The 22,302-nt window shown below is 68.8% G+C and carries 19 protein-coding genes; 11 read left to right on the top strand and 8 right to left on the bottom strand.

Annotated features, from left to right (window positions below):
* Positions 1-104: 104 nt before the first annotated feature.
* Entirely contained in the window at positions 105-296 is a 192-nt protein-coding gene (locus AC5RTY_RS00635) for a hypothetical protein (protein WP_494049577.1), read from the top strand.
* 85 nt (positions 297-381) lie between these two features.
* A complete protein-coding gene (locus tag AC5RTY_RS00630; RefSeq protein ID WP_494000397.1) occupies positions 382-981 on the top strand; it encodes a maleylpyruvate isomerase N-terminal domain-containing protein in 600 nt (199 codons plus the stop codon).
* Between the two features lie 66 nt (positions 982-1,047).
* Here the strand turns inward: AC5RTY_RS00630 and AC5RTY_RS00625 are convergent, their stop codons facing one another.
* From AC5RTY_RS00625 to AC5RTY_RS00610, 4 genes are read right to left on the bottom strand one after another with little or no spacing between them, the layout of a single operon-like run.
* Positions 1,048-1,806 (bottom strand): iron ABC transporter ATP-binding protein, encoded by a 759-nt coding sequence (locus tag AC5RTY_RS00625; protein ID WP_493979500.1) that lies wholly within the window; start codon positions 1,804-1,806, stop codon positions 1,048-1,050.
* Entirely contained in the window at positions 1,803-2,810 is a 1,008-nt protein-coding gene (locus tag AC5RTY_RS00620) for an iron chelate uptake ABC transporter family permease subunit (protein WP_494049578.1), read from the bottom strand. The genes AC5RTY_RS00625 and AC5RTY_RS00620 overlap by 4 nt, the downstream gene beginning before the upstream one ends.
* Positions 2,803-3,831: an ABC transporter permease gene (locus AC5RTY_RS00615; RefSeq protein WP_494049579.1), complete on the bottom strand. Its 1,029-nt coding sequence runs from the start codon at positions 3,829-3,831 to the stop codon at positions 2,803-2,805. The genes AC5RTY_RS00620 and AC5RTY_RS00615 overlap by 8 nt, the downstream gene beginning before the upstream one ends.
* Positions 3,832-3,883: 52 nt before the next feature.
* Positions 3,884-4,834 (bottom strand): siderophore ABC transporter substrate-binding protein, encoded by a 951-nt coding sequence (locus AC5RTY_RS00610; protein ID WP_494000394.1) that lies wholly within the window; start codon positions 4,832-4,834, stop codon positions 3,884-3,886.
* Between the two features lie 344 nt (positions 4,835-5,178).
* Between AC5RTY_RS00610 and groES the strand changes: the two genes are divergently transcribed.
* The 3 genes from groES to guaB all read left to right on the top strand — a co-directional run bounded on the left by groES (position 5,179) and on the right by guaB (position 8,972).
* Positions 5,179-5,475 (top strand): co-chaperone GroES, encoded by a 297-nt coding sequence (gene groES / locus AC5RTY_RS00605; RefSeq protein WP_127511177.1) that lies wholly within the window; start codon positions 5,179-5,181, stop codon positions 5,473-5,475.
* Between the two features lie 133 nt (positions 5,476-5,608).
* Positions 5,609-7,213: a chaperonin GroEL gene (groL, locus tag AC5RTY_RS00600; RefSeq protein WP_494000393.1), complete on the top strand. Its 1,605-nt coding sequence runs from the start codon at positions 5,609-5,611 to the stop codon at positions 7,211-7,213.
* Between the two features lie 253 nt (positions 7,214-7,466).
* Positions 7,467-8,972, top strand: coding sequence for an IMP dehydrogenase (guaB, locus tag AC5RTY_RS00595; RefSeq protein ID WP_494049580.1), 1,506 nt, complete (start codon positions 7,467-7,469; stop codon positions 8,970-8,972).
* 55 nt (positions 8,973-9,027) lie between these two features.
* On the opposite strand, the gene AC5RTY_RS00590 is transcribed toward guaB, so the two are convergent.
* Positions 9,028-9,828: a hypothetical protein gene (locus AC5RTY_RS00590; RefSeq protein WP_494049581.1), complete on the bottom strand. Its 801-nt coding sequence runs from the start codon at positions 9,826-9,828 to the stop codon at positions 9,028-9,030.
* Positions 9,829-10,268: 440 nt separating this feature from the next.
* Here AC5RTY_RS00590 and AC5RTY_RS00585 point away from each other — a divergent pair, with 440 nt between their 5' ends.
* From AC5RTY_RS00585 to AC5RTY_RS00560, 6 genes are all read left to right on the top strand, one after another.
* A complete protein-coding gene (locus AC5RTY_RS00585) occupies positions 10,269-11,408 on the top strand; it encodes a GuaB3 family IMP dehydrogenase-related protein (protein ID WP_494000390.1) in 1,140 nt (379 codons plus the stop codon).
* Between the two features lie 28 nt (positions 11,409-11,436).
* Positions 11,437-13,161: a glycerol-3-phosphate dehydrogenase/oxidase gene (locus AC5RTY_RS00580; RefSeq protein WP_494000389.1), complete on the top strand. Its 1,725-nt coding sequence runs from the start codon at positions 11,437-11,439 to the stop codon at positions 13,159-13,161.
* A 51-nt stretch (positions 13,162-13,212) separates the two neighbouring features.
* Complete coding sequence (locus AC5RTY_RS00575; RefSeq protein ID WP_494138800.1) at positions 13,213-14,103, top strand: SURF1 family protein; 891 nt, start codon at positions 13,213-13,215, stop codon at positions 14,101-14,103.
* Between the two features lie 5 nt (positions 14,104-14,108).
* Positions 14,109-14,600 (top strand): DUF3817 domain-containing protein, encoded by a 492-nt coding sequence (locus tag AC5RTY_RS00570; protein WP_494000387.1) that lies wholly within the window; start codon positions 14,109-14,111, stop codon positions 14,598-14,600.
* 83 nt (positions 14,601-14,683) lie between these two features.
* Complete coding sequence (guaA, locus tag AC5RTY_RS00565; protein ID WP_494000386.1) at positions 14,684-16,273, top strand: glutamine-hydrolyzing GMP synthase; 1,590 nt, start codon at positions 14,684-14,686, stop codon at positions 16,271-16,273.
* Positions 16,274-16,390: 117 nt separating this feature from the next.
* Positions 16,391-20,431: a DUF4011 domain-containing protein gene (locus tag AC5RTY_RS00560; RefSeq protein WP_494074113.1), complete on the top strand. Its 4,041-nt coding sequence runs from the start codon at positions 16,391-16,393 to the stop codon at positions 20,429-20,431.
* Between the two features lie 25 nt (positions 20,432-20,456).
* Here the strand turns inward: AC5RTY_RS00560 and cpaB are convergent, their stop codons facing one another.
* The 3 genes from cpaB to AC5RTY_RS00545 form a co-directional block, all read right to left on the bottom strand.
* Entirely contained in the window at positions 20,457-21,125 is a 669-nt protein-coding gene (gene cpaB / locus AC5RTY_RS00555; RefSeq protein ID WP_494025470.1) for a Flp pilus assembly protein CpaB, read from the bottom strand.
* 111 nt (positions 21,126-21,236) lie between these two features.
* Entirely contained in the window at positions 21,237-21,554 is a 318-nt protein-coding gene (locus tag AC5RTY_RS00550; RefSeq protein ID WP_494138799.1) for an FmdB family zinc ribbon protein, read from the bottom strand.
* Between the two features lie 82 nt (positions 21,555-21,636).
* Complete coding sequence (locus AC5RTY_RS00545) at positions 21,637-22,260, bottom strand: 5-formyltetrahydrofolate cyclo-ligase (protein ID WP_494138798.1); 624 nt, start codon at positions 22,258-22,260, stop codon at positions 21,637-21,639.
* Between the last annotated feature and the right edge of the window lie 42 nt (positions 22,261-22,302).

The following is a 22,302-nucleotide window of genomic DNA, read 5'->3' as shown; positions in this document are numbered from 1 at the left end:
CCGATTCGTGCCTTTAAAGCGGCGATGGGTAGTTCTCCCCATGGCGGGATATGCTGGGACTCCGTAGGGTCGGTAAGGAAGCTTACTGTGAGGAGGCGTGCATAATGTCCACATCCATCGACGGGTACGACATTGATACAGACGCTTGCCAAGCCGAGATTGAAGCGGAACTTGGCGAGCTGATCGAAGCCGGCAACAGGGCACACCGGGGCTGGCAGGCCCTCTGGGATGACGTCGCCGCAGGCGTCGCTGCACCTGCCCCGGGCTGGAAGCCGGAGCTGCGGCGCCTCGCCTGAACGACTCCTGCAATCATTCCCGGCCGGACCGGTTAGGACGAAGGGGACGCTGGTCGCGGCCGCCTGCCGGCCGTAGCATGGGCGCATGATCGAATCGGCGGCAACGTTCCTGTCCGCGGGCCGGTACTTCCGCGAGGTGCTGGCAAACGTGCCGCCGACCGCATGGAACGCACCCGGGCTGGACGATTGGAGCGTCCGGACGCTCGCCGGACATACCAGCCGGGCGCTGTCCACGGTGCTGACCTACCTGGGGCGCCCCGCCAAGACTGTCCAGGTGGAATCGGCCGCGGACTATTACCTGGCCACCGGACTGGCCAATGATCCCGGCGTCACCGAACGGGCCGTGGCAGCCGGCAAGGAGTTGGGCCCGCACCCGGTGGATATGGTGGACCGGCTGCTGGCGCAGCTGGAAAACACGCTGCCGCTGACCGAGGACCGGGTCATCGAGACGGCCGCCGGCGGGATGCGCTTCAGTGACTACCTGCCCACCCGGATCTTCGAACTTGCGGTGCACACGCTCGACCTGTCCCGGGCCTGCGGCCTGGTGGCGGAGCTGCCGCGCGGCGTGGAGCTGGAAGCCGGGCGGCTGGCCATGGAGATTGCCGCCGAACGCGGCGACGGAGCGCAGGTGCTGCTGGCCCTGACCGGGCGAACCATGCTGCCCGGCGATTTCTCCGTGGTCTGACGCCCTGCCGGCCTCGCCGGCCGGGCCCTCCGGGGCCGTGGCCGGCAACAACTCCGCCGTCCGGCGTCAGGCGAAGTAGACGCCGATCCTGTTGCCCTCGATCTCCTCGATGCGGATGTCGATGTCGTACACGTCGCGCAGCACGTCCGGCTGCATGATCTGCGCCGGCGGGCCCTGGTGCACCAGGCGGCCGGAGCGCATGGCGATGATCGAGTCCGAGTAGCAGGACGCGAAGTTGATGTCGTGGATGACCAGCACCACGGTCTTGCCCAGCTCATCGGTCAGCCGGCGCAGCAGCCGCATCATCTCCACCGAGTGCTTCATGTCCAGGTTGTTCAGCGGTTCGTCCAGCAGCAGGTAATCGGTGTCCTGGGCCAGCACCATGGCGATGAACGCCCGCTGCCGCTGGCCGCCGGAGAGTTCGTCCACGAACTTGTCCGCCATCGACGTCAGGTCCAGGTACGCCAGCGCCTGCTCGATCTGGACGAGGTCGGCCGGGCCCGGCCGACCGTTGTTGTGCGGGAAACGGCCGAAGCCCACCAGGTCCCGAACGGTCAGGCGGACGGTCAGCTGGTTGTCCTGGCGCAGGATGGCCATCTTGCGGGCCAGTTCCTTGCCCGCGGTCTTGCCGACGTCGAGCCCGTCGATGGTCACCGCCCCGGCGTCCATGGGCAGCAGCCGGGAAACCATGGACAGCAGCGTGGACTTGCCGGCGCCGTTCGGCCCGATGATCGAGGTGATGCCGCCGTCCTTGATGTAGCAGCTGACGTCGTCCACCACGGTCTGCGTGCCGTAGGTCTTGGAGACTCCGGAGACGTGGATCATTTGATGGAGCCTTTCAGCAGCAGGGCGATGAACAGGATGCCGCCGGCGAATTCAATGACGATGCTCAGCGCGGTATCGAAACTGAACACCTGCTCGAGGACCAGCTGGCCGCCGACCAGGGCGATGGCGCCCAGCAGCACGGCGATGGGCAGCACGTACACGTGCCGGAAGTGCGAGCACAGCAGGTAGGCCAGGCTGGCCACCAGCAGGCCAAAGAACGTGATCGGTCCCACCAGCGCGGTGGATACGGCCACCAGGATGGCGCACAGCATCAGGACGGTGGTGACGGCCCGCCGGTGGTCCACGCCCAGGTTCAGCGCCGTGTCCCGGCCCAGCGCCAGCACGTCCAGCTGCCGGCGCATCCGCCAGACCGGGACGGTGGCCGCGGCCACGGCCACCGCGGACACGGCCAGCAGCACGCCGTCCACGTTGTTGAAGCTGGCGAAGAACAGGTCCTGCAGGATGATGAATTCGCTCGGGTCGATCAGCCGCTGCAGCAGCGAGGAGATGCCGCGGAACATGGTCCCGAACACGATGCCCACCAGCAGCATCAGGTGCAGGCTCTTGCCGCCGCCGGTGAACAGCCAGCGGTAGATCAGGAAGGAGAAGCCCACCATCAGCATCACTTCGATCACGAAGCGCACCGGCGCGCCCAGGCTCAGCAGCGCCTGCCCGCCGATCGCGAAGGTCAGCCCGGTCTGGATCAGCATGTAGAGGGCATCGAAGCCCATGATCGACGGAGTCAAAATCCGGTTGGCGGTCACCGTCTGGAACAACACCGTGGACACGCCCACGGCGTACGCCACAAGCAGCATCGAACCGACTTTGATGGCACGCCGGGGCAGGATGTAGCCGAGGTTGCCGCGCAGGTCGATGGTCATGAACACCGCCACGAGGGCGGCCGTCAGCAGGCCCAACAAAATAATCCAGGTCCGCGGCCGGACCGTGGTGAGGGTGCGGCGCTTGCGATGCGTCAGCGCGGCGGGAAGTACCGAATCAGCCATTCTTGCGGGTCCTCAGCAGCAGGTAGAGGAAGACGGCGCTGCCGACGGCGGAGACGATCACGCCCACCGGGATTTCGTAGGGGTAGCGGATGGTGCGGCCGATGATGTCGCACAGCAGCACAAAGCCCGCACCGAAGACTGCGACCCAGGGAACCGCGCGGCGGGCGCTGTCGCCGAACGCCAGCGACACCAGGTTGGGCACCACCAGCCCCAGGAACGGAATGGCGCCGATGTTGACCACCACCACGGCGCTGATCAGCGAGACGATGACCAGCCCGAGCGTCAGGATCCGGCCGTAGTGCAGGCCCAGATTGGTGGAAAATTCCTGCCCCATGCCGGCCATCGTGAAGCGGTCCGCGCACAGGTAGCCGATCACCGCGAGCAGCGCGACAATCCAGAGGAGCTCGTAGCGGCCGCGGAGCACGCCGGAGAAGTCGCCGATCATCCAGCTGTTCAGCGTCTGCAGCAGGTCAAAGCGGTAGGCAAAGAACGTGGTCACCGCGGCGATGACGCCGCCCAGCATGATGCCCACCAGCGGCACGATGAGCGTGTTGCGCAGCGGGATCCGGCGCAGCACCAGCAGGAACAGGCCGGTCCCGGCGGCCGCGAACACGGTCGCCACGGACATCTTGGCCAACAGGGTGGCACCGGGGATCGCCACCGTGACCACCAGGATGCCCAGCGAGGCAGACTCCACGGTGCCCACGGTGGACGGCTCCACGAATTTGTTCCGCGCCATCAGCTGCATGATCAGCCCGGCAATCCCCAGCGCCGCGCCGGCCAGGATGACCGACAGGGTGCGCGGCAGCCGGCTGATCCAGAAAATGTCCCAGGCCTTCTGGTCGCCGGCCAGCAGGGCAGGCAGCGACACATCGCTGACGCCCACAAACATGCTGGCAATGGCCAGGACGACGACGGCGGTGGCCGCCCAGGCGAGCTGGGAACCGGATCCGCGGGCGCGGGAGCGTCCCGTCGCGGCTGCTGCCGCCGGGGCCGGACTGGAAATCGTGGAGGAAGCCATGGGTCGGGCCACCGCGCAGGCCGCCGGCGGGACGCCGGCGGCCGTACGGGTGCTACTTCGTGACGGCTGCCTGGACGGCGCTGATCATGGCGTCCGTATTATTCAGGCCGTAGCCCACCAGGTACCAGGAGGCCGAGTCCAGATAGGTAATGCTGTCGTTCTTGGCGGCGCTGGTGCCGTTGACCAGGTCGTTGTCCAGGACGGCCGCAGCGGCTTCCCCGGATTCGCCGACGGCGGAGTCGCGGTCGATCACGAACAGGTGGTCCGGGTTGGCCTCGGCGACGAATTCGTGCGAAATGGCCTCGCCGTGCGGGCCCTCGGACTTCACATCCGCGGCCGTCTGCACGCCCAGGACATCGTGCACGATGCCGAAGCGGGACCCCGAGCCGTAGGCCGTCATCTCGCCGCCGCTCGTCATCAGCACCAAACCGGTGCCGGCGTCGGCAGCTGCGGCCTTGGTGTCCTCGATCCGGGTGTCGATGGCCGCCAGCTTTTCTTCAACTTCGGCTTCCTTGCCGAAGATCTCGCCGAGGGTCGCGGAGACTTCCTTGAAGCTCTCGATCGGAGCGGCGGTGTCCACGCTCAGGTCGATTGTCGGGGCGATTTTGCTCAGCTCCCCGTAGGCCTCGGCGGTGCGGCCCGAGATGATGATCAGGTCGGGTGCGCCTTCGCTGATGGCCTCGAAGTCGGGTTCCTTCATGGAGCCGATCTTGGTGTATTCGTCGCCGGCGTACTGCGCCAGCGATTCGGGGAACACGGCCGCCTCCGGGACGCCGTCGACCTCGACGCCCAGGGCGGTGAGGCTGTCCAGCACCCCGAGATCGAAGGTGTAGACCGTCTCCGGGTTCACCGGCACGTCGGTGGTGCCGGAGGCGTGCTCAACGCTGATCGTCTCGGCGCCGGTGCCTGCCGCGGCGTCGGTCTGCTGGCCGCAGGCGCTCAGGGCGAGCATGGAAACGGCTGCGGTCATGGCCACCAGGCCGGACTTCAGGGGCTTTTTCACTGACTCTCCATTGTTCGTCAACGCCGTCCCGGGCGGGGACCGGCATTAGGCAACATAAACGTTTGCTATTTGCGCGCAGCTTGAAAGCTACCGGGTTAGGTTAGCCTAACGCAACTTGGCCGGTGGACGGCAGAGCCGATCTTCGTCACATAGGCGGCGGCCACGGAAGCCGGAGGGCCCGCCGCTGGCACTCGCCTTGACCGAGTGCTAATCCTTCTCATAGAGTCGCAGTTAGCACTCACCCCGTGTGGGTGCTAATACAAGGAACCGCCTGCCGGCACCGCGACGACGGCAGACATCTCCTTGGCCAACCTATTCGTAGCGCATGAAAAGGAGAGAGCCGAGTGTCGGTCTCCATTAAGCCTCTTGAGGATCGTATTGTTGTCCAGCCGCTCGAAGCAGAGCAGACCACGGCCTCCGGCCTGGTCATTCCGGACACCGCCAAGGAAAAGCCGCAGGAAGGCAAAGTTGTCGCGATCGGCCCCGGCCGCGTCGATGACAATGGCAACCGGGTTCCCGTTGACGTAGCCGAGGGTGACGTCGTCATCTACTCGAAGTACGGCGGAACCGAGGTCAAGGTCGGCGGGGAAGAGTACCTGGTGCTCTCCGCCCGCGACGTGCTGGCCATCGTCACCAAGTAAGGCCCATCAGCTGAGTCCGGCGGCTCGGGCGCGCGCAGTCGACGCCCGCAGCCGGAATCACGGACAACCGAAATGCCCCGGCTGCCTCCTCTAGCAGCGCAGCCGGGGCATTTTGCGTGAAAGGAACAAATTCATGGCAAAGCAGTTGGAGTTCAACGACGCCGCCCGCAAGGCGCTGGAAGCCGGCGTCGACAAGCTCGCCAATACCGTCCGGGTCACCCTCGGCCCGCGTGGCCGTAACGTGGTCCTGGACAAGAAGTGGGGCGCCCCCACCATCACCAACGACGGCGTGACCATCGCCCGCGAGGTGGAACTCGACGATCCGTACGAGAACCTCGGCGCGCAGTTGGCCAAGGAAGTCGCCACCAAGACCAACGATGTTGCCGGTGACGGCACCACCACGGCTACCGTCCTGGCCCAGGCCTTGGTGAAGGAAGGCCTCCGCAACGTGGCCGCCGGCGCCGCCCCCGGGGCCCTCAAGCACGGCATCGAGGTAGCGGTCGAGGCCGTTGCCGCCCGCCTGCTGGAGAACGCCCGCGAGGTCGAAGGCAGGGTCGCCGAGGTCGCCACCATCTCCGCCCAGAGCCCCGAGGTCGGCAAACTGCTGGCCGAAGCGTTCGACAAGGTGGGCAAGGACGGCGTCATCACCATCGAAGAGGGCTCCAGCATGGAGACCGAACTGGTGCTCACCGAGGGCATGCAGTTCGACAAGGGCCTGCTGTCGCAGTACTTCGTCACCGACCAGGAGCGCCAGGAGGCAGTCCTCGAGGACGCGCTGATCCTGATCTCCCAGGGCAAGATCTCCACGGTGCAGGAGTTCCTGCCGCTGCTGGAAAAGGTGCTGCAGGCCAACAAGCCGCTGTTCATCATCGCCGAAGACATCGACGGCGAGGCCCTGTCCACCCTGGTGGTCAACAAGATCCGCGGCACCCTCAACGTTGCCGCCGTAAAGGCGCCGGGCTTTGGCGACCGCCGCAAGGCCATGCTGCAGGACATCGCGGTGCTCACCGGCGCCCAGGTCGTGTCCGCGGACCTCGGCCTGAAGCTGGACCAGGTGGGCCTCGAGGTGCTGGGCACGGCACGCCGCATCACCGTCACCAAGGACAACACCACCATTGTTGACGGCGCCGGCTCCGAGGCCGACGTGGCCGACCGCGTGTCCCAGTTGCAGGCGGAGGTGCTGCGCACCGATTCCGATTGGGACCGCGAGAAGCTCCAGGAGCGGCTGGCCAAGCTGTCCGGCGGCATCGGCGTGATCAAGGTCGGCGCTGCCACCGAGGTCGAAATGAAGGAGAAGAAGCACCGGATCGAGGACGCCGTGTCCTCCACCCGCGCTGCCCTGGAAGAAGGCATCGTGGCCGGCGGCGGCACCGCCCTGGTGCACGCCGCCCAGGCTCTGGACACCGACCCGAACGTGCTGGCGCTCGAGGGCGACGCAGCCACCGCCGTCGGCCTGGTCCGCCGCGCGCTGGCCCAGCCGCTGCGCTGGATCGCCGAGAACGCCGGCCACGAGGGCATGGTCGTTGTCTCCAAGGTGGGCGACATGGAGCTCAATAACGGCTTCAACGCCGCCACCGGCGAATACGAGGACCTCGTCGCCGCGGGCATCATCGACCCGGTGAAGGTGACCCGCTCGGCGCTGCGCAACGCGGCCTCGATCGCGGCACTGGTGCTGACCACCGAAACCCTGGTCGTCGAGAAGCCGGCCGAAGAGGACGGGCACAACCACCAGCACTAGCGCACGCCGCCGGCTGTTGGTCGGGCCTCGCCCGTCCGGAGGGGATCCTGCCCGTGCAGGGTCCCCTTCGTCGTCGTGGGGTCCGGGGTGGTGGAAGCCCCGGAGCCGGGCGCGCACGTTAGCTCCGCCACATCGGTTGCCGCGGGAAATAGTGGGCAGGGCGGAATCGTTTTAGGATGTAACCAACCCCGGAACCCGATCCCCGCTGTCGGTGACCGGCGGCCGCCACCGGTATCGCTCGAAAGGCCCTGCAGTGTCCGAAGAATTCAATCCGTTCGCTTTCGAGGGTCTGACCTACGACGACGTGCTCCTGCTGCCCGGCCCGACGGATGTGATTCCGTCCGAGGCCGATACCAGCTCCCGCCTGACCCGCCGCATCACGGTCCAGACCCCGCTCCTCTCCGCCGCCATGGATACCGTGACGGAATCGCGGATGGCCATCGCCATGGCGCGCCAGGGCGGCCTGGGCGTCATCCACCGCAACCTGTCCATCCAGGACCAGGCCGAGCACGTGGACCGGGTCAAGCGCAGCGAGTCCGGCATGATCACCAACCCGGTGACCATCGCCCCGGACGCCACGCTGGCCGAACTGGACGAACTTTGCTACAACTACCGCGTGTCCGGACTGCCCGTGGTGGACTCCGAGGGCAAGCTGGTGGGCATCTGCACCAACCGCGACACCCGGTTCGTGCCCCGCGCCGACTATCCCACCACCAAGGTTCACGAGGTGATGACCTCCACGCCGCTGATCACGGGCAAGGTGGGCATCAGCCGCCCGGAAGTCATCGAACTGCTGGGCAAGAACCGGATTGAGAAACTCCCGCTGGTGGACGACGCCGGTATGCTGCAGGGCTTGATCACCGTCAAGGACTTCGACAAGGCGGAGCAGTACCCGCTGGCCACCAAGGACGACGACGGCCGCCTCCGCGTCGGCGCGGCGGTCGGCTTCTTCGGCGACGGCTACGAGCGCTCGATGACCATGATCGAGGCCGGCGTGGACGTCCTCGTGGTGGACACCGCCAACGGCCACAGCCAGGGCGTGCTGGACATGATCGCCCGGCTGAAGAAGGACCCGGCCGCGGCCCACGTGGACGTGATCGGCGGCCAGGCCGCCACCCGCGAGGGCGCGCAGGCACTGGTCGACGCCGGCGCCGACGCCATCAAGGTGGGCGTGGGCCCGGGCTCCATCTGCACCACCCGGGTGGTGGCAGGCGTTGGCGTACCGCAGATCACGGCGATCTACGAGTCGGCCAAGGCGGCCATCCCGGCGGGCATCCCGGTGATTGCCGACGGCGGCCTGCAGCACTCCGGCGACATCGGCAAGGCCCTGGTCGCCGGCGCGGACACGGTGATGCTCGGCTCGCTGCTGGCCGGCGCCGCGGAATCCCCGGGGGACCTGGTGTTCGTCAACGGCAAGCAGTTCAAGGCCTACCGCGGCATGGGCTCGCTGGGGGCCATGCAGACGCGCGGGAAGAACACCTCTTATTCCAAGGACCGCTACTTCCAGGCCGACGTGCCCGACGACGAGAAGCTGATCCCCGAGGGCATCGAAGGCCAGGTGCCCTACCGCGGCCCGCTCTCGGCCGTCGCGCACCAGCTGGTCGGCGGCCTGCGCCAGACCATGTTCTACACCGGTGCCCGCAACATCGCCGAGCTGAAGGCCAAGGGCAAGTTCGTGCGGATCACCGCGGCGGGGCTGAAGGAGTCCCACCCGCACGACATCATGATGACCGTGGAGGCACCGAACTACAAGCGGTAGTCCCGCAGTCGTCGACGGCGCCGTTCCCCGCACCAGGGGAGCGGCGCCACTCGCGTTAACCAGCGGCAGGACCTTCGCCGGCGCCCCGCGACCAGCCCCGCGTATGGACGGGACAGCGCCTCGGCGCGTGGGCCCGGGCGTGCGCGCGGCCACCGACCGCGACGCGGGTGAGCCAACGGAGCCGGCGTCGGAAGATCAGGAGCGCGATGAGCACGAGGGCCGCGGTGTCAGGCCAGCGCGGCGCCGGCCAGTTGTCCGGCGCGGGCGGATACGCCCCATCGGCCAATCCGGCGGCCCGCTCAAAGTGGTTGCGCGAGGAGGGGAACAGCGCCCCGTCGATGATGTACGCCGCCGGAAATGCGAACGGGCCGGCGAGCAGATTGGCAACGGCCCACTGGTCAACATGCCGCGACTCGTGGAGGGCGAGGGCCTCGTCCCCGGTCCGGGTCTGGGAGATGTTCGGGCCGTAGCGGACATACTGGCCTTCATCGGCAATGCCATATCCGTTGACGCTCAGTGGACCGGCCGGGTCCACCGGCGGCATCCACGCAACGAACACGTCCCCGAGCATTGTTCCGCCGCCGCTGGTGCGCGGCGGGGGCCAAAACATGACCAACAGCGACGGTCCCGAGCACGCTTCCATATCAAGGCTGCGCCCCGTCAGGACCCCGACGCCGCTGATGGGGGCGACCAGAAAATTCCGGGTGATGCGCCACGGGGCCGGGGGTGAAATCTGCAGGCGCGGCTCGGGCTTGATCTGCCCGTCGGCAGTGATATGGCTGTGGCAAACGATCTGCGGGGAGAGCGCCTCCTGAACGCGGGCTCCGGCTCCGGCGACCAAGAGGGCCGCCACCACAAAGAGAGCGGTGCCGCGTACCCGCTGGTGGGAAGCGCAAACGGTGCACGATGCGGCTCTCCGCAACCGGCGCGCATGAAGGGAGGGCATGGACCAGACCAGCCCGGCGATGCCAAAACACAGGGTGGCCGCCAAGCCGCTCGCGAACGGTCGCACGCGCCCGACGGACCGCCGGAATCTTCCTCCCATGACTGACCACTTCCCGCTCCGGCTGCCTGCGGCCGGCCCGCGGCAACCGTCAAGAGAGAGGGCCTGCGGTGCGCTTGCCGGCCGTGCGGCAGGTCGAGCGTACCGCCTGCGCCGGGACGACGCCAGCAGTCGGAACAGGAGAGCCGTGCAGCCGTCACGAGGGGGTCCGCCCTGTCCGCCAGGCGCCGGCGAAAGTCCTCTCCCTGCCCGTTCCAAGGTGAAGCGTTCCAGTGGTGGGATAACCTAGAGCCGTGACTTACGAGATTGAAATTGGCCGTGGCAAGCGTGGGCGCCGAGCCTACTCCCTCGATGACGTGGCGATCGTCCCCTCGCGCCGGACGCGCGATCCCAAGGATGTCTCGGTCAGCTGGCAGATCGACGCCTACACGTTCGACGCGCCGGTCATCGCCGCGCCGATGGACTCGGTCATGTCGCCCGCCACCGCCATCGCGCTGGGCAAGCTCGGCGGCCTGGGCGTCCTCAATCTCGAGGGCCTGTGGACCCGGTACGAGGATCCGCTGCCGGTGCTGGACGAGATCGCCGCGCTGGGCACGGAGAACTTCAGCCCGGCCGCGACCAAGCGGATGCAGGAGCTCTACTCCGCCCCCGTGCAGCCGGAACTGATCACCTCCCGGCTGGCCGAGATCCGGGAAGCCGGGGTGACCGTGGCCGGCTCGCTGACGCCGCAGCGCACCCAGGAGTTCTACAAGACCGTGGTCGCCGCCGGCGTGGACATCTTCGTGATCCGCGGCACCACCGTCTCCGCCGAACACGTCTCCAAGACGCAGGAACCGCTGAACCTGAAGCAGTTCATCTACGAGCTGGACACGCCCGTGATCGTCGGCGGCGCCGCCGGCTACACCCCGGCGCTGCACCTGATGCGCACCGGTGCCGCCGGCGTGCTGGTGGGCTTCGGCGGGGGAGCGACGACGACCACGCGCCGGGCGCTGGGCATCCACGCCCCGATGGCCTCGGCGATCTCCGATGTGGCGGCCGCGCGCCGGGACTACATGGACGAATCGGGCGGCCGCTACGTGCACGTGATCGCCGACGGCGGCGTGGGCTTCAGCGGCGACATCGTCAAGGCCATCGCCATGGGGGCGGACGCCGTGATGCTCGGTTCCGCGCTGGCCCGGGCGGAGGAAGCGCCGGGCCGCGGCTGGCACTGGGGCCAGGAGGCCCACCACGACGAACTGCCCCGGGGCGACCGCGTGAACGTGGGAACCGTCGGACCGCTGGAGCGGGTGCTGCACGGCCCGTCCAACCACACCGACGGAACCTCCAACCTGGTCGGTGCGCTGCGCCGGTCGATGGCGACCACCGGGTACTCGGACCTGAAAGAGTTCCAGCGCTGCGAAGTGGTGCTGGCCCCGATCCAGGCCCGCGACTGATCCGATCATGCTGGGAGGCTGATAGGCGATGACCACCGGAGCCCTGAGTCCCGAGAGCCGCGAGCAGGCGCTGGCCGCGCTGCGCGCCACACAGGAGCGCGGGGCCGAGCTGGACGTGCTGATCGTCGGCGGCGGGGTGGTGGGCGCCGGGGCCGCCCTGGACGCGGTCACCCGCGGGCTGGACGTGGGCATCGTGGAGGCCCGGGACTGGGCCTCGGGCACGTCGTCGCGGTCTTCCAAGCTGATCCACGGCGGGCTGCGGTACCTGGAGATGCTGGATTTCGCCCTGGTCCGTGAGGCGCTGCAGGAACGGGGACTGCTGTTGGAGCGGATCGCGCCGCACCTGGTGCGCCCGGTGCCGTTCCTGTACCCGCTGACCAGGCGGTACGTGGAGCGGCCCTACGTCGGCGCCGGAGTGGCCTTGTACGATGCCCTGGCCATCGCCTCCGGGCGCGGCCGCGGCGTCCCCTTCCACAAACACCTCTCCCGGCGGGGGACCCTCCGGGCGGCACCCAGCCTGAAGAAGGACGCCATGGTGGGGTCCATCCGCTACTACGACGCGCAGGTGGACGACGCCCGGCTGGTGGTCAACCTTGTCCGCACCGCGGCGGCGTTCGGGGCGCACGCGGCAAACCGGTTGGCGGTGGTCGACTTCCTGCGCGAGGGCGAACGCGTGGTCGGGGCCCGGGTGCGGAACCAGGAGGACGGCAGCGAGTTCAACATCCGGGCCAAGCAGGTGGTCAACGCCACCGGCGTGTGGACGGACGAGACCCAGGCCATGGTGACCGAACGGGGCCAGCTGAGCGTCCGTTCTTCCAAGGGAATCCACCTGGTGGTGCCGCGGGACCGGTTCCAGTCCACGGTGGGGCTGATCCTGCGCACCGAGAAGTCGGTGCTGTTCGTGATTCCGTGGGGGCGGCACTGGATCATCGGCACCACCGATACCGACTGGAATTTGGACAAGGCCCATCCGGCGGCCTCGTCCAAGGACATCGACTACCTGCTGGAACACGTCAACCGGGTCCTCCAGCGCCCGCTCACCCGGGAGGACGTCGAGGGAGTCTACGCCGGGCTCCGGCCGTTGCTGGCGGGCGAGAACGATTCCACCGCCAAGCTCTCGCGCGAACACGTGGTGGCGCACCCGGTCCCCGGGCTCGTGGTGGTGGCCGGCGGCAAGTACACCACGTACCGCGTGATGGCCAAGGACGCGGTGGACGAGGCGGCACGGGCCCTCGACGAGCGCGTCCCGCCCAGCTGCACCGACACCATCCCCCTGCTCGGCGCCTCCGGTTTCAAGGCGGCCTGGAACAGGCGCAGCCGCATGGCGGACCGCACCGGCATCCACGTTGCCCGGGTGGAACACCTGCTCAACCGGTACGGAGCCATGGCCGGCGACGTGCTGGACATCATCACCGAACGGCCGGAGCTGGCCGAACCGCTGCCCGGCGCCGACGACTACCTGGCGGCCGAGGTGGTCTATGCGACCACGCACGAGGGAGCCCGGCACATCCACGACGTGCTCACCCGCCGGACCCGGATCTCCATCGAGGCCTGGGACCGCGGCGTCTCCGCCGCCCCGGTCGTCGCCCGACTGATGGCGCCCCTCCTCGACTGGAGCGAAGGACAGGTGGAACGCGAGGTGAAGCACTACCTGGCCCGGGTCGAAGCCGAACGACTCAGCCAGGAGCAGCCCGACGACGTCACGGCCGACAGCGCCCGGATGGGCGTCGACGACATCGTTCCGCTGGCCTGAGGGCACCCGGCAGGATTCGTTTTCTACATGGTTGCGAAGTACCTTTAATGGGTGCTCAAGACTGCCCTGAAACCCCGCTGGATAGCGGCCCTGGTGCTTGCGCTGGCGCTGTCCACGGTGTTCGTGCTGCTGAGCCAGTGGCAGTTTTCCACGTCGCAGAGCGAACCGCCCCCGCCCCCGGGCGAGACCGAAACGGTCAAGCCGCTCACCGACGTCTTTGAACCGGGCATCCCGATGACCGCCGCCACCGCAGACCAGATGGTCACCTTCGACGGCAGCTTCGTCCAGGGCGGGCAGGTGCTGGTCCAGAACCGCCTGCAGGACGGCGAAGAAGGCCTCTGGGTGGTCGACCCGTTCACCGTGGACGGCGTGGAGCAGTTTGGCGAAGAAGTTGTCATCCCCGTGGTGCGCGGCTGGGTCGAGGAACCGGCGGATGCCGTTCCCGCCCCGGACGGTGAGGCCACCGTCGTCGGGCGGCTGCTGCCCACGGAAGCCCCGCTGCCCGGAAGCCTGCCCGCCGGCCAGGTGGCTTCGCTGTCGGCGGCCGAGCTGATCAACCGCTGGAACGCGCCCGGCTACTCCGGCTTCGTGGTCGGGACCGGCTTCACCGTTGGCGGCACGGACCTTGGCACCGCGACCGAGGGGACCTCGATGCACCCGGCGGTTGTCGGACCGCAGCCGCAGGAAGCGCCGGTCAACTGGATGAACGTCTTCTACGCGGTGGAATGGGTGGTGTTCGCCGGATTCGCCATCTTCCTCTGGTGGCGGCTGGTAGCCGACGACTACCGCCGCGACCTGGAGGCGGCCGAAGACGCGGCCGAAGCGGCCCGCCATGCAGCCGAATCCGGGCGGGGGAGCGCGGCAGGTCCCTCCGGCGCCCGCCAGGGCGGCGACGCCGCCGCCGACCAGACCACACCCAGCTCACCCCACACAACGAGGTAGTCCACGTGACCGAAAACGCCCCCGACCGTTCCGCCGCGACCCAGCGTCCTGTCAAACGCCGCTTCGGCGGAACCCACGCCCAGATCCGCTCCGCCCTGACCTTCTACAAGGTCACCTCCTACATCACCGGCATCATGCTGCTGCTGCTCTGTGTGGAGATGGTGTTGCGGTACGGTTTCAACCTGTTCCTGTTCGCCGGGGCCACCAACACCCTGACGGGCGAGACGTTCGCGCTCGGGCTGGCGCAGGCCGAACCGTCCGTGATCGACGGCCTGAACCTGTCCATCGCGGTGCTGATAGCGCACGGCTGGCTGTACGTGCTGTACCTGATTGCCGACTTCCGGCTCTGGTCGCTGATGCGCTGGCCGTTCAGCAAGTTCGTGCTGATCGCCCTGGGCGGCGTCATCCCGTTCCTGTCCATCATCCTGGAACGCAAGGTGCACCGCGAGGTGGAAGAAGAACTGGCCGCCCACCCCGAAGCCGCCAAGCGCTACTGACCGGAGCCTGGCGTGCGCTACCTCACGCAGCGGGGGCGGACGCCGGAGTGCGAGGCGCCGGACCCGGCGACTATCCTGTAAGGGTGACTACTCCTCCCCCCGCCACTACGGACCACCGGCCCGTCCTCGTCGTCGACTACGGGGCCCAGTACGCGCAGCTGATCGCCCGCCGCGTGCGCGAGGCCAACGTGTATTCCGAGATCGTTCCGCACACCTACACCACCGAACAGCTGATGGCCAAGAACCCGGTGGCCATCATCCTCTCCGGCGGGCCCTCCAGCGTCTACGCCGAAGGAGCGCCGAGGATCGGCGCGGACCTGTTCGAAGCCGGCGTCCCGGTGTTCGGCATCTGTTACGGCTTCCAGGCCATGGCGAACGCCCTGGGCGGCAAGGTGGCCAGGACCGGGCTGCGCGAGTACGGTGCCACGGACGCCACCGCGGTGGGGGAGGGCCGGTCCATCCTGGCCGGGGTGCCCTCAGTCCAGAACACCTGGATGAGCCACGGCGACTCGGTGCAGGAGGCACCTGCAGGCTTCGACGTGCTGGCCAGCACGGCCGGCGCCCCGGTGGCCGCCTTCGCGAACGACGAGAAGAAGCTGTACGGCGTGCAATGGCACCCCGAGGTCAAGCACTCGGCCCACGGCCAGCGCGTGTTGGAGAACTTCCTGTTCCGTGGTGCCGGGCTCGAGCCCAACTGGACCACCGGCAACATTGTGGAGGAGCAGGTGGAGCGCATTCGCGCCCAGATCGGCGACTCCCGCGTGATCTGCGGGCTGTCCGGCGGCGTGGACTCCGCCGTCGCCGCGGCCCTGGTGCAGCGCGCGGTCGGCGACCAGCTGACCTGTGTCTTTGTGGACCACGGACTGTTGCGCGAGGGTGAAGCCGAGCAGGTGGAGCGTGACTTTGTCGCGGCCACGGGCGTGAAGCTGTACGTAGCCAACGAACAGCAGCGCTTCCTGTCCGCGCTGGCCGGCGTCACCGACCCGGAGACCAAGCGCAAGATCATCGGCCGCGAGTTCATCCGCGCCTTTGAAGCCGCCGAGAAGGCCGTGCTGGCCGAGGCGGCCGCCGAGGGGGAGTCGGTGAAGTTCCTGGTGCAGGGCACGCTCTACCCGGACGTGGTCGAGTCCGGCGGCGGCGAGGGCGCCGCGAACATCAAGAGCCACCACAACGTGGGCGGGCTGCCCGAGGACCTGCAGTTCGAGCTGGTGGAACCGCTGCGGACGCTGTTCAAGGACGAGGTCCGCGCGGTCGGTGCCCAACTGGGCCTGCCGGCCGAAATCGTCGGACGCCAGCCCTTCCCCGGCCCGGGTCTTGGCATCCGGATCATCGGCGAAGTCACCCAGGAGCGGCTGGACCTGCTGCGCAAGGCGGACGCGATCGCGCGCGCCGAACTGACCGCTGCGGGCCTGGACCAGGAAGTCTGGCAGATGCCGGTGGTCCTGCTGGCCGACGTGCGCAGCGTGGGCGTTCAGGGCGACGGCCGCACCTACGGACACCCGATCGTGCTCCGTCCGGTCTCCTCCGAGGACGCGATGACCGCAGACTGGTCGCGGCTTCCCTACGACCTGCTGGCCAGGATCTCCAACCGCATCACCAACGAAGTGGACGGCGTTAACCGCGTGGTGCTCGACGTGACGAGCAAACCGCCGGGAACGATCGAGTGGGAGTAGCCACAACGGGCGACCGCTGCCCGCCCGCAGCGCGGCTGCGGGTGAACTGCGAGGCAATTTCGCCGAGCAGTGTTGCGGTCGCCCGTTTGGCGTTTAAAGTCCGATACCTTGTTTGACATGCCGTTGTGGTCGAGGCAAGTCGCCGAGAGTGAAGTAAAGGGGGCAGCCGTGTCGCTGGCCAGCGTAGCTGAGGCTGCTGAAGACGTTGTGGCATCGTGGCTGGACAACCTGGGCGATCTCGCCGGGTCGGACACGCTGCTGCGGTTCGCCCCGACGTCGTCGAACAGCATTGACCTGACGCATGCCCACCCTTCCGGCCTGGCGCAGTTGCTGGCCGGCCGCCGCACCCGTCTTTCCACCCTGCTGCGCGAGCCGAACCAGTACGCCGCGGCCATGCGTACCGCCCGCAGCCTGCGCGCCAAAATCTACGAACTGGGTTCGGACCGCGGTATCGACGTCGGGTATCTGGCCGCCGGAACGGCCTCCTGGCGGGTTCCCGACATCGGCCGGTCGGAGTCCCTGAATGCCCCGGTGATGCTGATCCCGGTGGCGCTGACCGTCCGCCCCAGCCAGGACGACTTCGAACTGCAGTTGACCGACCGCGCCCGGCTGAACCCGGCGCTCGTCCGCCACCTCTCCGCGGAGCAGGGGATCGGTATCGACGCCGAGGCGACCGCCCGGCTGGCCTACAGCACCGCCCGCCTGGATCCGCACCCGGTGCTGGAACGGCTGCGCCTGCTCACCGCCGGCGTGCGGAACATGACCATCGAACACCATTTGCTGGTGTCGACCTTCGCGGACCTGGAAGCAGTCACCGACCCGGTCCTGCTCGATGCCGGGCACCCGGTGATCCGCGCGCTGGCCGAAGCCGGCGCGGGATCCCAGGCCGGTCCTCGTCCCCGGGCCGGCCGGAACGCCGTGCCCGTGCCGGAGGTGGAGCTGCCGCCGATCGACGAACGCGATCCGCAGGATGAGTTCCTGCTGCTCGACGCAGACGCCGCGCAGCAACGGGTGCTGGACCTGGTCCAGGCCGGGCATTCGCTGGTGGTTTCGGCGCCGCCGGGCACCGGACAAACCCAGACGGCACTCAACGCTGCGGCCGCCCTGGCCTACGAGGGCAAGAGCGTGCTGGTGGTCGCGGAACGCCGAGGCACGCTGGTCGAATTCACACAGCAGTTGGAAACCGTGGATTTGGGGTCGCTGGCCCTGCAGTTGAGCGCGGACCTGACGCCGGAGCAGCTGCGCCGGGCGATGATCCGCGCGATCAGCCGCAACGAAAAGGCGCAGGAGCCGCAGCTGCAGAAGCTGCACACCACCCTCACCGAGCACCGGCACAAGCTGATGGAGCATGTGAAGTCGCTGCACAATGTGCGCAGCCGGTGGCGCTGTTCCCCCTACCAGGCGATGCAGTCGCTGGCCAAGCTCACCTCGCTCGATCCGGCTCCGGCGACCACCGTGCGGCTGAAGCGGTCTGTGCTGGACAACATCACCGACCGGGCGGAGCTGGCGGCACGGCTGGTCCGGGCGGCCGAGTTGGGCAGCTTCAGCAAGTCCGCGACCACCAGCCCGTGGTTCGGTGCCAAGCTGCTCAACCGCAAGGAGACCGAAGACGCCCACCAGCTGGCCGCAGACCTGGCCAAGGACGTCCCGCGGCTGCGCGAACGGATGAACAAGGTCGCCGAACACTCGCAGATCGCCCTCGCCGGGACGTTCCGCGAGTGGGGGGAGCAGCTCCAGCTGCTGGTGGAGGTCCGCGGCAGCCTCGACAAGTTCACCCCGGACATCTTCGACCGGCCGGTCACAGACCTGATTTCCGCGACCGCGCCGAGTTCCTGGCGGCGCGACCGCGGAATCGAAATGAGTTCGATGACGCGTTCCCGGCTGCGCAAGGTGGCCAAGGAATACATCCGCCCGGGCGTGCACATCTCCGACCTGCATGAGTCCCTCTTCGAGGTGCAGCAGCAGCGGACAAAGTGGGCCGACTACGCAACGTCGCAGCGGCATCCGGCGGTGCCCTCCGGGCTGGCGGACCTGAACGGCTTTTACCGGGAGGTGGCGCAGCGCCTCGAGAAACTGGCCGCCCTGCTGGCACCGGTGCCCGAAGACCGTGCCCTCGCGGCCCTGCCCGACGGCGAACTGCAGGAACAGCTGGACGCCCTGGCAGCGGACCGCGAAACGCTGGTGAACCTGCCCGAACGTACGCTGCTGCTGGAGCAGATGCGCGAACACGGACTGACCGAACTGCTGGACGATCTGGCCACACGCGAAGTCGGCGCGGGCGAGGTCAGCGCTGAACTGGACCTGGCGTGGTGGCAGTCGGCGCTCGAAGCGATGATCAGCGGCGACGATTACCTGGCCATGTCGGACGGCGACAATCTCCGCAAGCTCGAGGCGGTCTACCGGCTCGCGGACAACGCGCACATCGCGTCCGGGCCCGCCCGGCTGCGCTGGGAACTGGCACAGAACTGGCGGCATTCGCTCAAGAGCAAGCCCAAGGCGGCGCAGCGGTTGCGCGACCTGCTCAAGGCCGGCGAACCCACCCTGGCCGCGTTGGGACAGCAGTCGGAGTCGCTGGTTTCGGCGCTGTTGCCGATCTGGACTGCCTCCCCGCTGGTGCTGCCGCTCCTGCTCCCGGAAGGCAAGCACTTCGATGCCGTCATCATCCTCGACGCCGAGGCCACCAGCCTGCCGTCGGCGCTGACCGCGGTCTCCCGGGCGCATCAGGTGGTGGCGTTCGGCGACGGCGAGTTGGGCCGCGCCGAGCCCTTCGAAGTCAACGTGGACCGGCGGAACGACCCCGTCACCGGCGAAGCACCGCAACCGTTGGCCAGCTGCTTCCACGCGCTCTCCGAGGTGCTGCCGGTGGTGGCGCTGACCACCGCCTACCGTGCCGTCGACCTCGACCTGACCCGCTCGCTGAGTGAGAAGTTCTACGGCGGATCGCTGTCCCGCCTGCCCGGCGCCAGCTCCATCCGCGGGGGCGGCCTGGAAGTGGAATATCTGCCCGACGGTACCGGGATGCCCGGCGCCGGACACGAAGGCGTGGAGAGCGTCCCGGCCGAACTCAACCGGGTGGTGGACCTTGTCTTCGAGCACATCAGCCTTCGGCCGTCGCGGTCGCTGGCGGTGGTGACGGCCAGCGCCCGGCACGCCGCCCGCGTGGCGGAGGCCATCCGGCTGCAGATGCCCAATTATCCGGCGGCGGCGGACTTCTTCAACCGCCGGCAGGAACCCTTCCGCGTGGTTCCCGTCGAACGCGCGTCCGGATTGGTCCGCGACGATGTGATCTTCTCGCTCGGCTTTGGCCGGACGCCGCACGGGCGGGCGGTCCACGACTTCGGCCCCCTGTCGGCGCCGCACGGGCGGTCGCTCTTCGCGACCGCGGTCACCCGTTCCCGGCAGTCGCTGCACGTCCTCAGCTGCTTCCGCCCGGAGGATCTGGACCCCGAGCGGCTGCGGCATGGGGCCGCCGACTTCCATGACCTGCTGGACCGCCACCTCGGCGACGGCCGGTTCGCGGCGCCCGAACTGTCTCCCGGGATCGACGACCCGCTGGTCGCGGACCTCGTGGAGCGCATCCGCACCCGCGGCGCACGCGTTTGGGACCACTATTACGGGGTCATCGACATCGCCGCCAGCACCGGAACGGTGCAGTATTCGCCGGATATTGAACCGACGCTGCCCGTGGCTTTGGAGTCTGACGGCAGCCCGCAGTACCAGGAGCTGACGGTGCGGGAGCGCAGCCGGCTGCGCCCGCAACAGCTCGAGCGGCTGGGCTGGCGGCCGCTGACGCTGTGGACCATCGAGGTGTTCACTGATCCGGAGAAATGCGCAGACCTGATCGGAGGCTACTTGGGACTGCAGAAGCCGGAAGAACCGGCAGACAAGGACGACCGTCCCGCCAGCGCACGGGGACCGAAGCCGGCGGCGGAGCAGACCCCGCGGGCGGAGGAGTCCGCGCACTCGGCGCACTCCGCAGGCTCGGCGGACGAGGCCGGCGAGGCGGGCGACGACCGGTTGCGGCCGCGCCGGGCCAGGCGGAACCAGTCGCCGACGCTGCCGACCAAGGCAGCGGAGGACGACCCCCGTGCGTGGGGCGACCGGGACGAGGACCGGGACGCCTGGCTGCGGGAGCAGCGGCCGCCGCACTGGGGCTAGGCCGGGAGCCGGTCCGGGGCAGTCATCAGCCGACCAACACGAGGAAGACGTTGCCGCGGCTGGAGGCGCCGGCCAGCGCGGTTGCGTCGGACGGTGCCGCCGCCACCACCACGAGCCCGTCGGGCTCGCCCGCGCCGAGCAGGCCGGCCGCGGCAGCGCCGTCGTCGGCCTTCCACAGCACCGGAACGGCCCGCGCCAGGACCGTGGTTGCGGCAGGCTCTTCGAACCCGTTGCCGCTGCTGAGCACGATGTCCACCAACTGGCCCGGCGACACCAACTGGACGGTGGAGGGGTCCGCGGGGCGCACGGGCACGGCCACCGTCCCCGGCGGCGCCCCGGTCAACAGGCCGGGGCCGACGATCGAGGTGTCCACGACCGGAGAGCCGGCGCGCAGCGCCGTCGCCAGCCGCTGGCCCACTACCAGGGCCGGACTGTCGGCAGTTCCCTCGGGTACGGAACCGGCCGGCAGCTCGCCCAGCACGACATCGTCGGCGGACAGGTGGGCGCCCGCCGGGAGGTCGGACGCGGCGACCACCACGGAGTCGGTGGGGTCCGGCGCAGGGGTCAGCTGCTGCACCACCAGCGCCGCGGCCGCACAGAGCAGCAGGGCGGCCAGCAGCCGGTAATGCCGGCGCAGCAGGCGGCGCGGCGACAGTGCAGGGCGGGCGGTGCGGGACGCGGCAGCAACGGGCATGCGACTACGCTAGATGCATCCGGCCCGCACGGGTCAGCGGGGCGGGCCCGCCTGTGGATCAGCGCCGCCGCCGCTTCGCGGTGTAGGAGCGGCCGCCGGCGTCCGATGCGGCTAGCTGGCGGCCGCCGGGGCCGGGGCGGCGGCAGGCTTGGAGGCTTCGGCCGCAGCGGGCTTCGCCGCCTCGGAAGAGGCGGTTGACCCGGTGCCGGCGGATCCCGAGGCGGCGGCGGGGACGGAACCTGCCGAGGAAGAGTCGCGCGAATCGGTGCGGTAGAAGCCCGAGCCCTTGAAGACGACCCCGACGCTGTTGAACTTCTTGCGCAGGTTGCCGCCGCACTCGGGGCAGACGGTCAGCGATTCATCGCTGAAGGACTGCTGGATGTCGAAGGCATGGGCGCAGTCTTTGCAGGCGTAGGCGTACGTGGGCACAGTAATTCCTCCTGAAAAAAACTTGGCAGGAGCAGGAAGCGCCCGGCCAGGCGTTGGCACTCACCCGCTCAGAGTGCCAATTCTACACCGTCCGGCGGGGGAACCACGTCCAGCCGTCGGGCGACACGGCGCCGTCCAGCGGCGCGTCGAGCGCCGTGGACTCGAAGGCTCCCGCCGCCACCACCTCGTCGGCGTAGAAAACCCCGACAAACCTCGGGCGGTCTTCGCCGTCGCCAAGCGACGCCAGGAACCGGTCGTAATAACCGCCGCCCTGGCCCATCCGGTTGCCCTCGGAGTCGACGGCCAGCCCGGGCACGAGCACCAGCGGCAGGCCGTCCATGATTTCCGCTCCAAAACGTTCTCCGACCGGCTCGTCGATCCAGGCCCGGGGACTGCGGACCAGCTCCACGCCGCTAAACCAGCGTGCCCACCTGAGCCGGTAGTCCGGTTCGCAGATCGGGACCACCACCTGGTAGCCGGCCTCCTCAAGGGCCGGCAGCAGCATGCGCGTGGACGGTTCGGAACCGACGGACAGGTAGGCCGGCACGATGGTTCCGGCCGGGACGTTCAGCCGCCGAAGACCGTCCAGCACCTGGTGCGCCAGGGCGGTCCCGGCCTTGATCTGCTCTTCCTCGGGGCGGGCCCGGCGGCGTGCCCGGAAGAATGCGCGGGCGGTTTCCTTGTCCATGCCGGTTTGCATCTCCATGGCCGACATCGTAGTTGCTTCCCCCCGGATCGGCTTGCTTCG

The sequence above is a fragment of the Arthrobacter sp. Y3224055 genome (assembly GCF_059090825.1).
Note: the sequence above shows the minus strand (reverse complement) of the source record. Positions and strands in the feature narration are given on the sequence as shown.

What these genes read in the sequence shown, in the direction of transcription:
- AC5RTY_RS00635 (WP_494049577.1), top strand. Translation starts at nt 105, where the DNA reads ATGTCCACATCCATCGACGGGTACGACATTGATACAGACGCTTGCCAA.
- AC5RTY_RS00630 (WP_494000397.1), top strand. Translation starts at nt 382, where the DNA reads ATGATCGAATCGGCGGCAACGTTCCTGTCCGCGGGCCGGTACTTCCGC.
- AC5RTY_RS00625 (WP_493979500.1), bottom strand. Translation starts at nt 1,806, where the DNA reads ATGATCCACGTCTCCGGAGTCTCCAAGACCTACGGCACGCAGACCGTG.
- AC5RTY_RS00620 (WP_494049578.1), bottom strand. Translation starts at nt 2,810, where the DNA reads ATGGCTGATTCGGTACTTCCCGCCGCGCTGACGCATCGCAAGCGCCGC.
- AC5RTY_RS00615 (WP_494049579.1), bottom strand. Translation starts at nt 3,831, where the DNA reads ATGGCTTCCTCCACGATTTCCAGTCCGGCCCCGGCGGCAGCAGCCGCG.
- groL (WP_494000393.1), top strand. Translation starts at nt 5,609, where the DNA reads ATGGCAAAGCAGTTGGAGTTCAACGACGCCGCCCGCAAGGCGCTGGAA.
- AC5RTY_RS00580 (WP_494000389.1), top strand. Translation starts at nt 11,437, where the DNA reads ATGACCACCGGAGCCCTGAGTCCCGAGAGCCGCGAGCAGGCGCTGGCC.
- AC5RTY_RS00560 (WP_494074113.1), top strand. Translation starts at nt 16,391, where the DNA reads ATGCCGTTGTGGTCGAGGCAAGTCGCCGAGAGTGAAGTAAAGGGGGCA.
- cpaB (WP_494025470.1), bottom strand. Translation starts at nt 21,125, where the DNA reads ATGCCCGTTGCTGCCGCGTCCCGCACCGCCCGCCCTGCACTGTCGCCG.
- AC5RTY_RS00545 (WP_494138798.1), bottom strand. Translation starts at nt 22,260, where the DNA reads ATGGAGATGCAAACCGGCATGGACAAGGAAACCGCCCGCGCATTCTTC.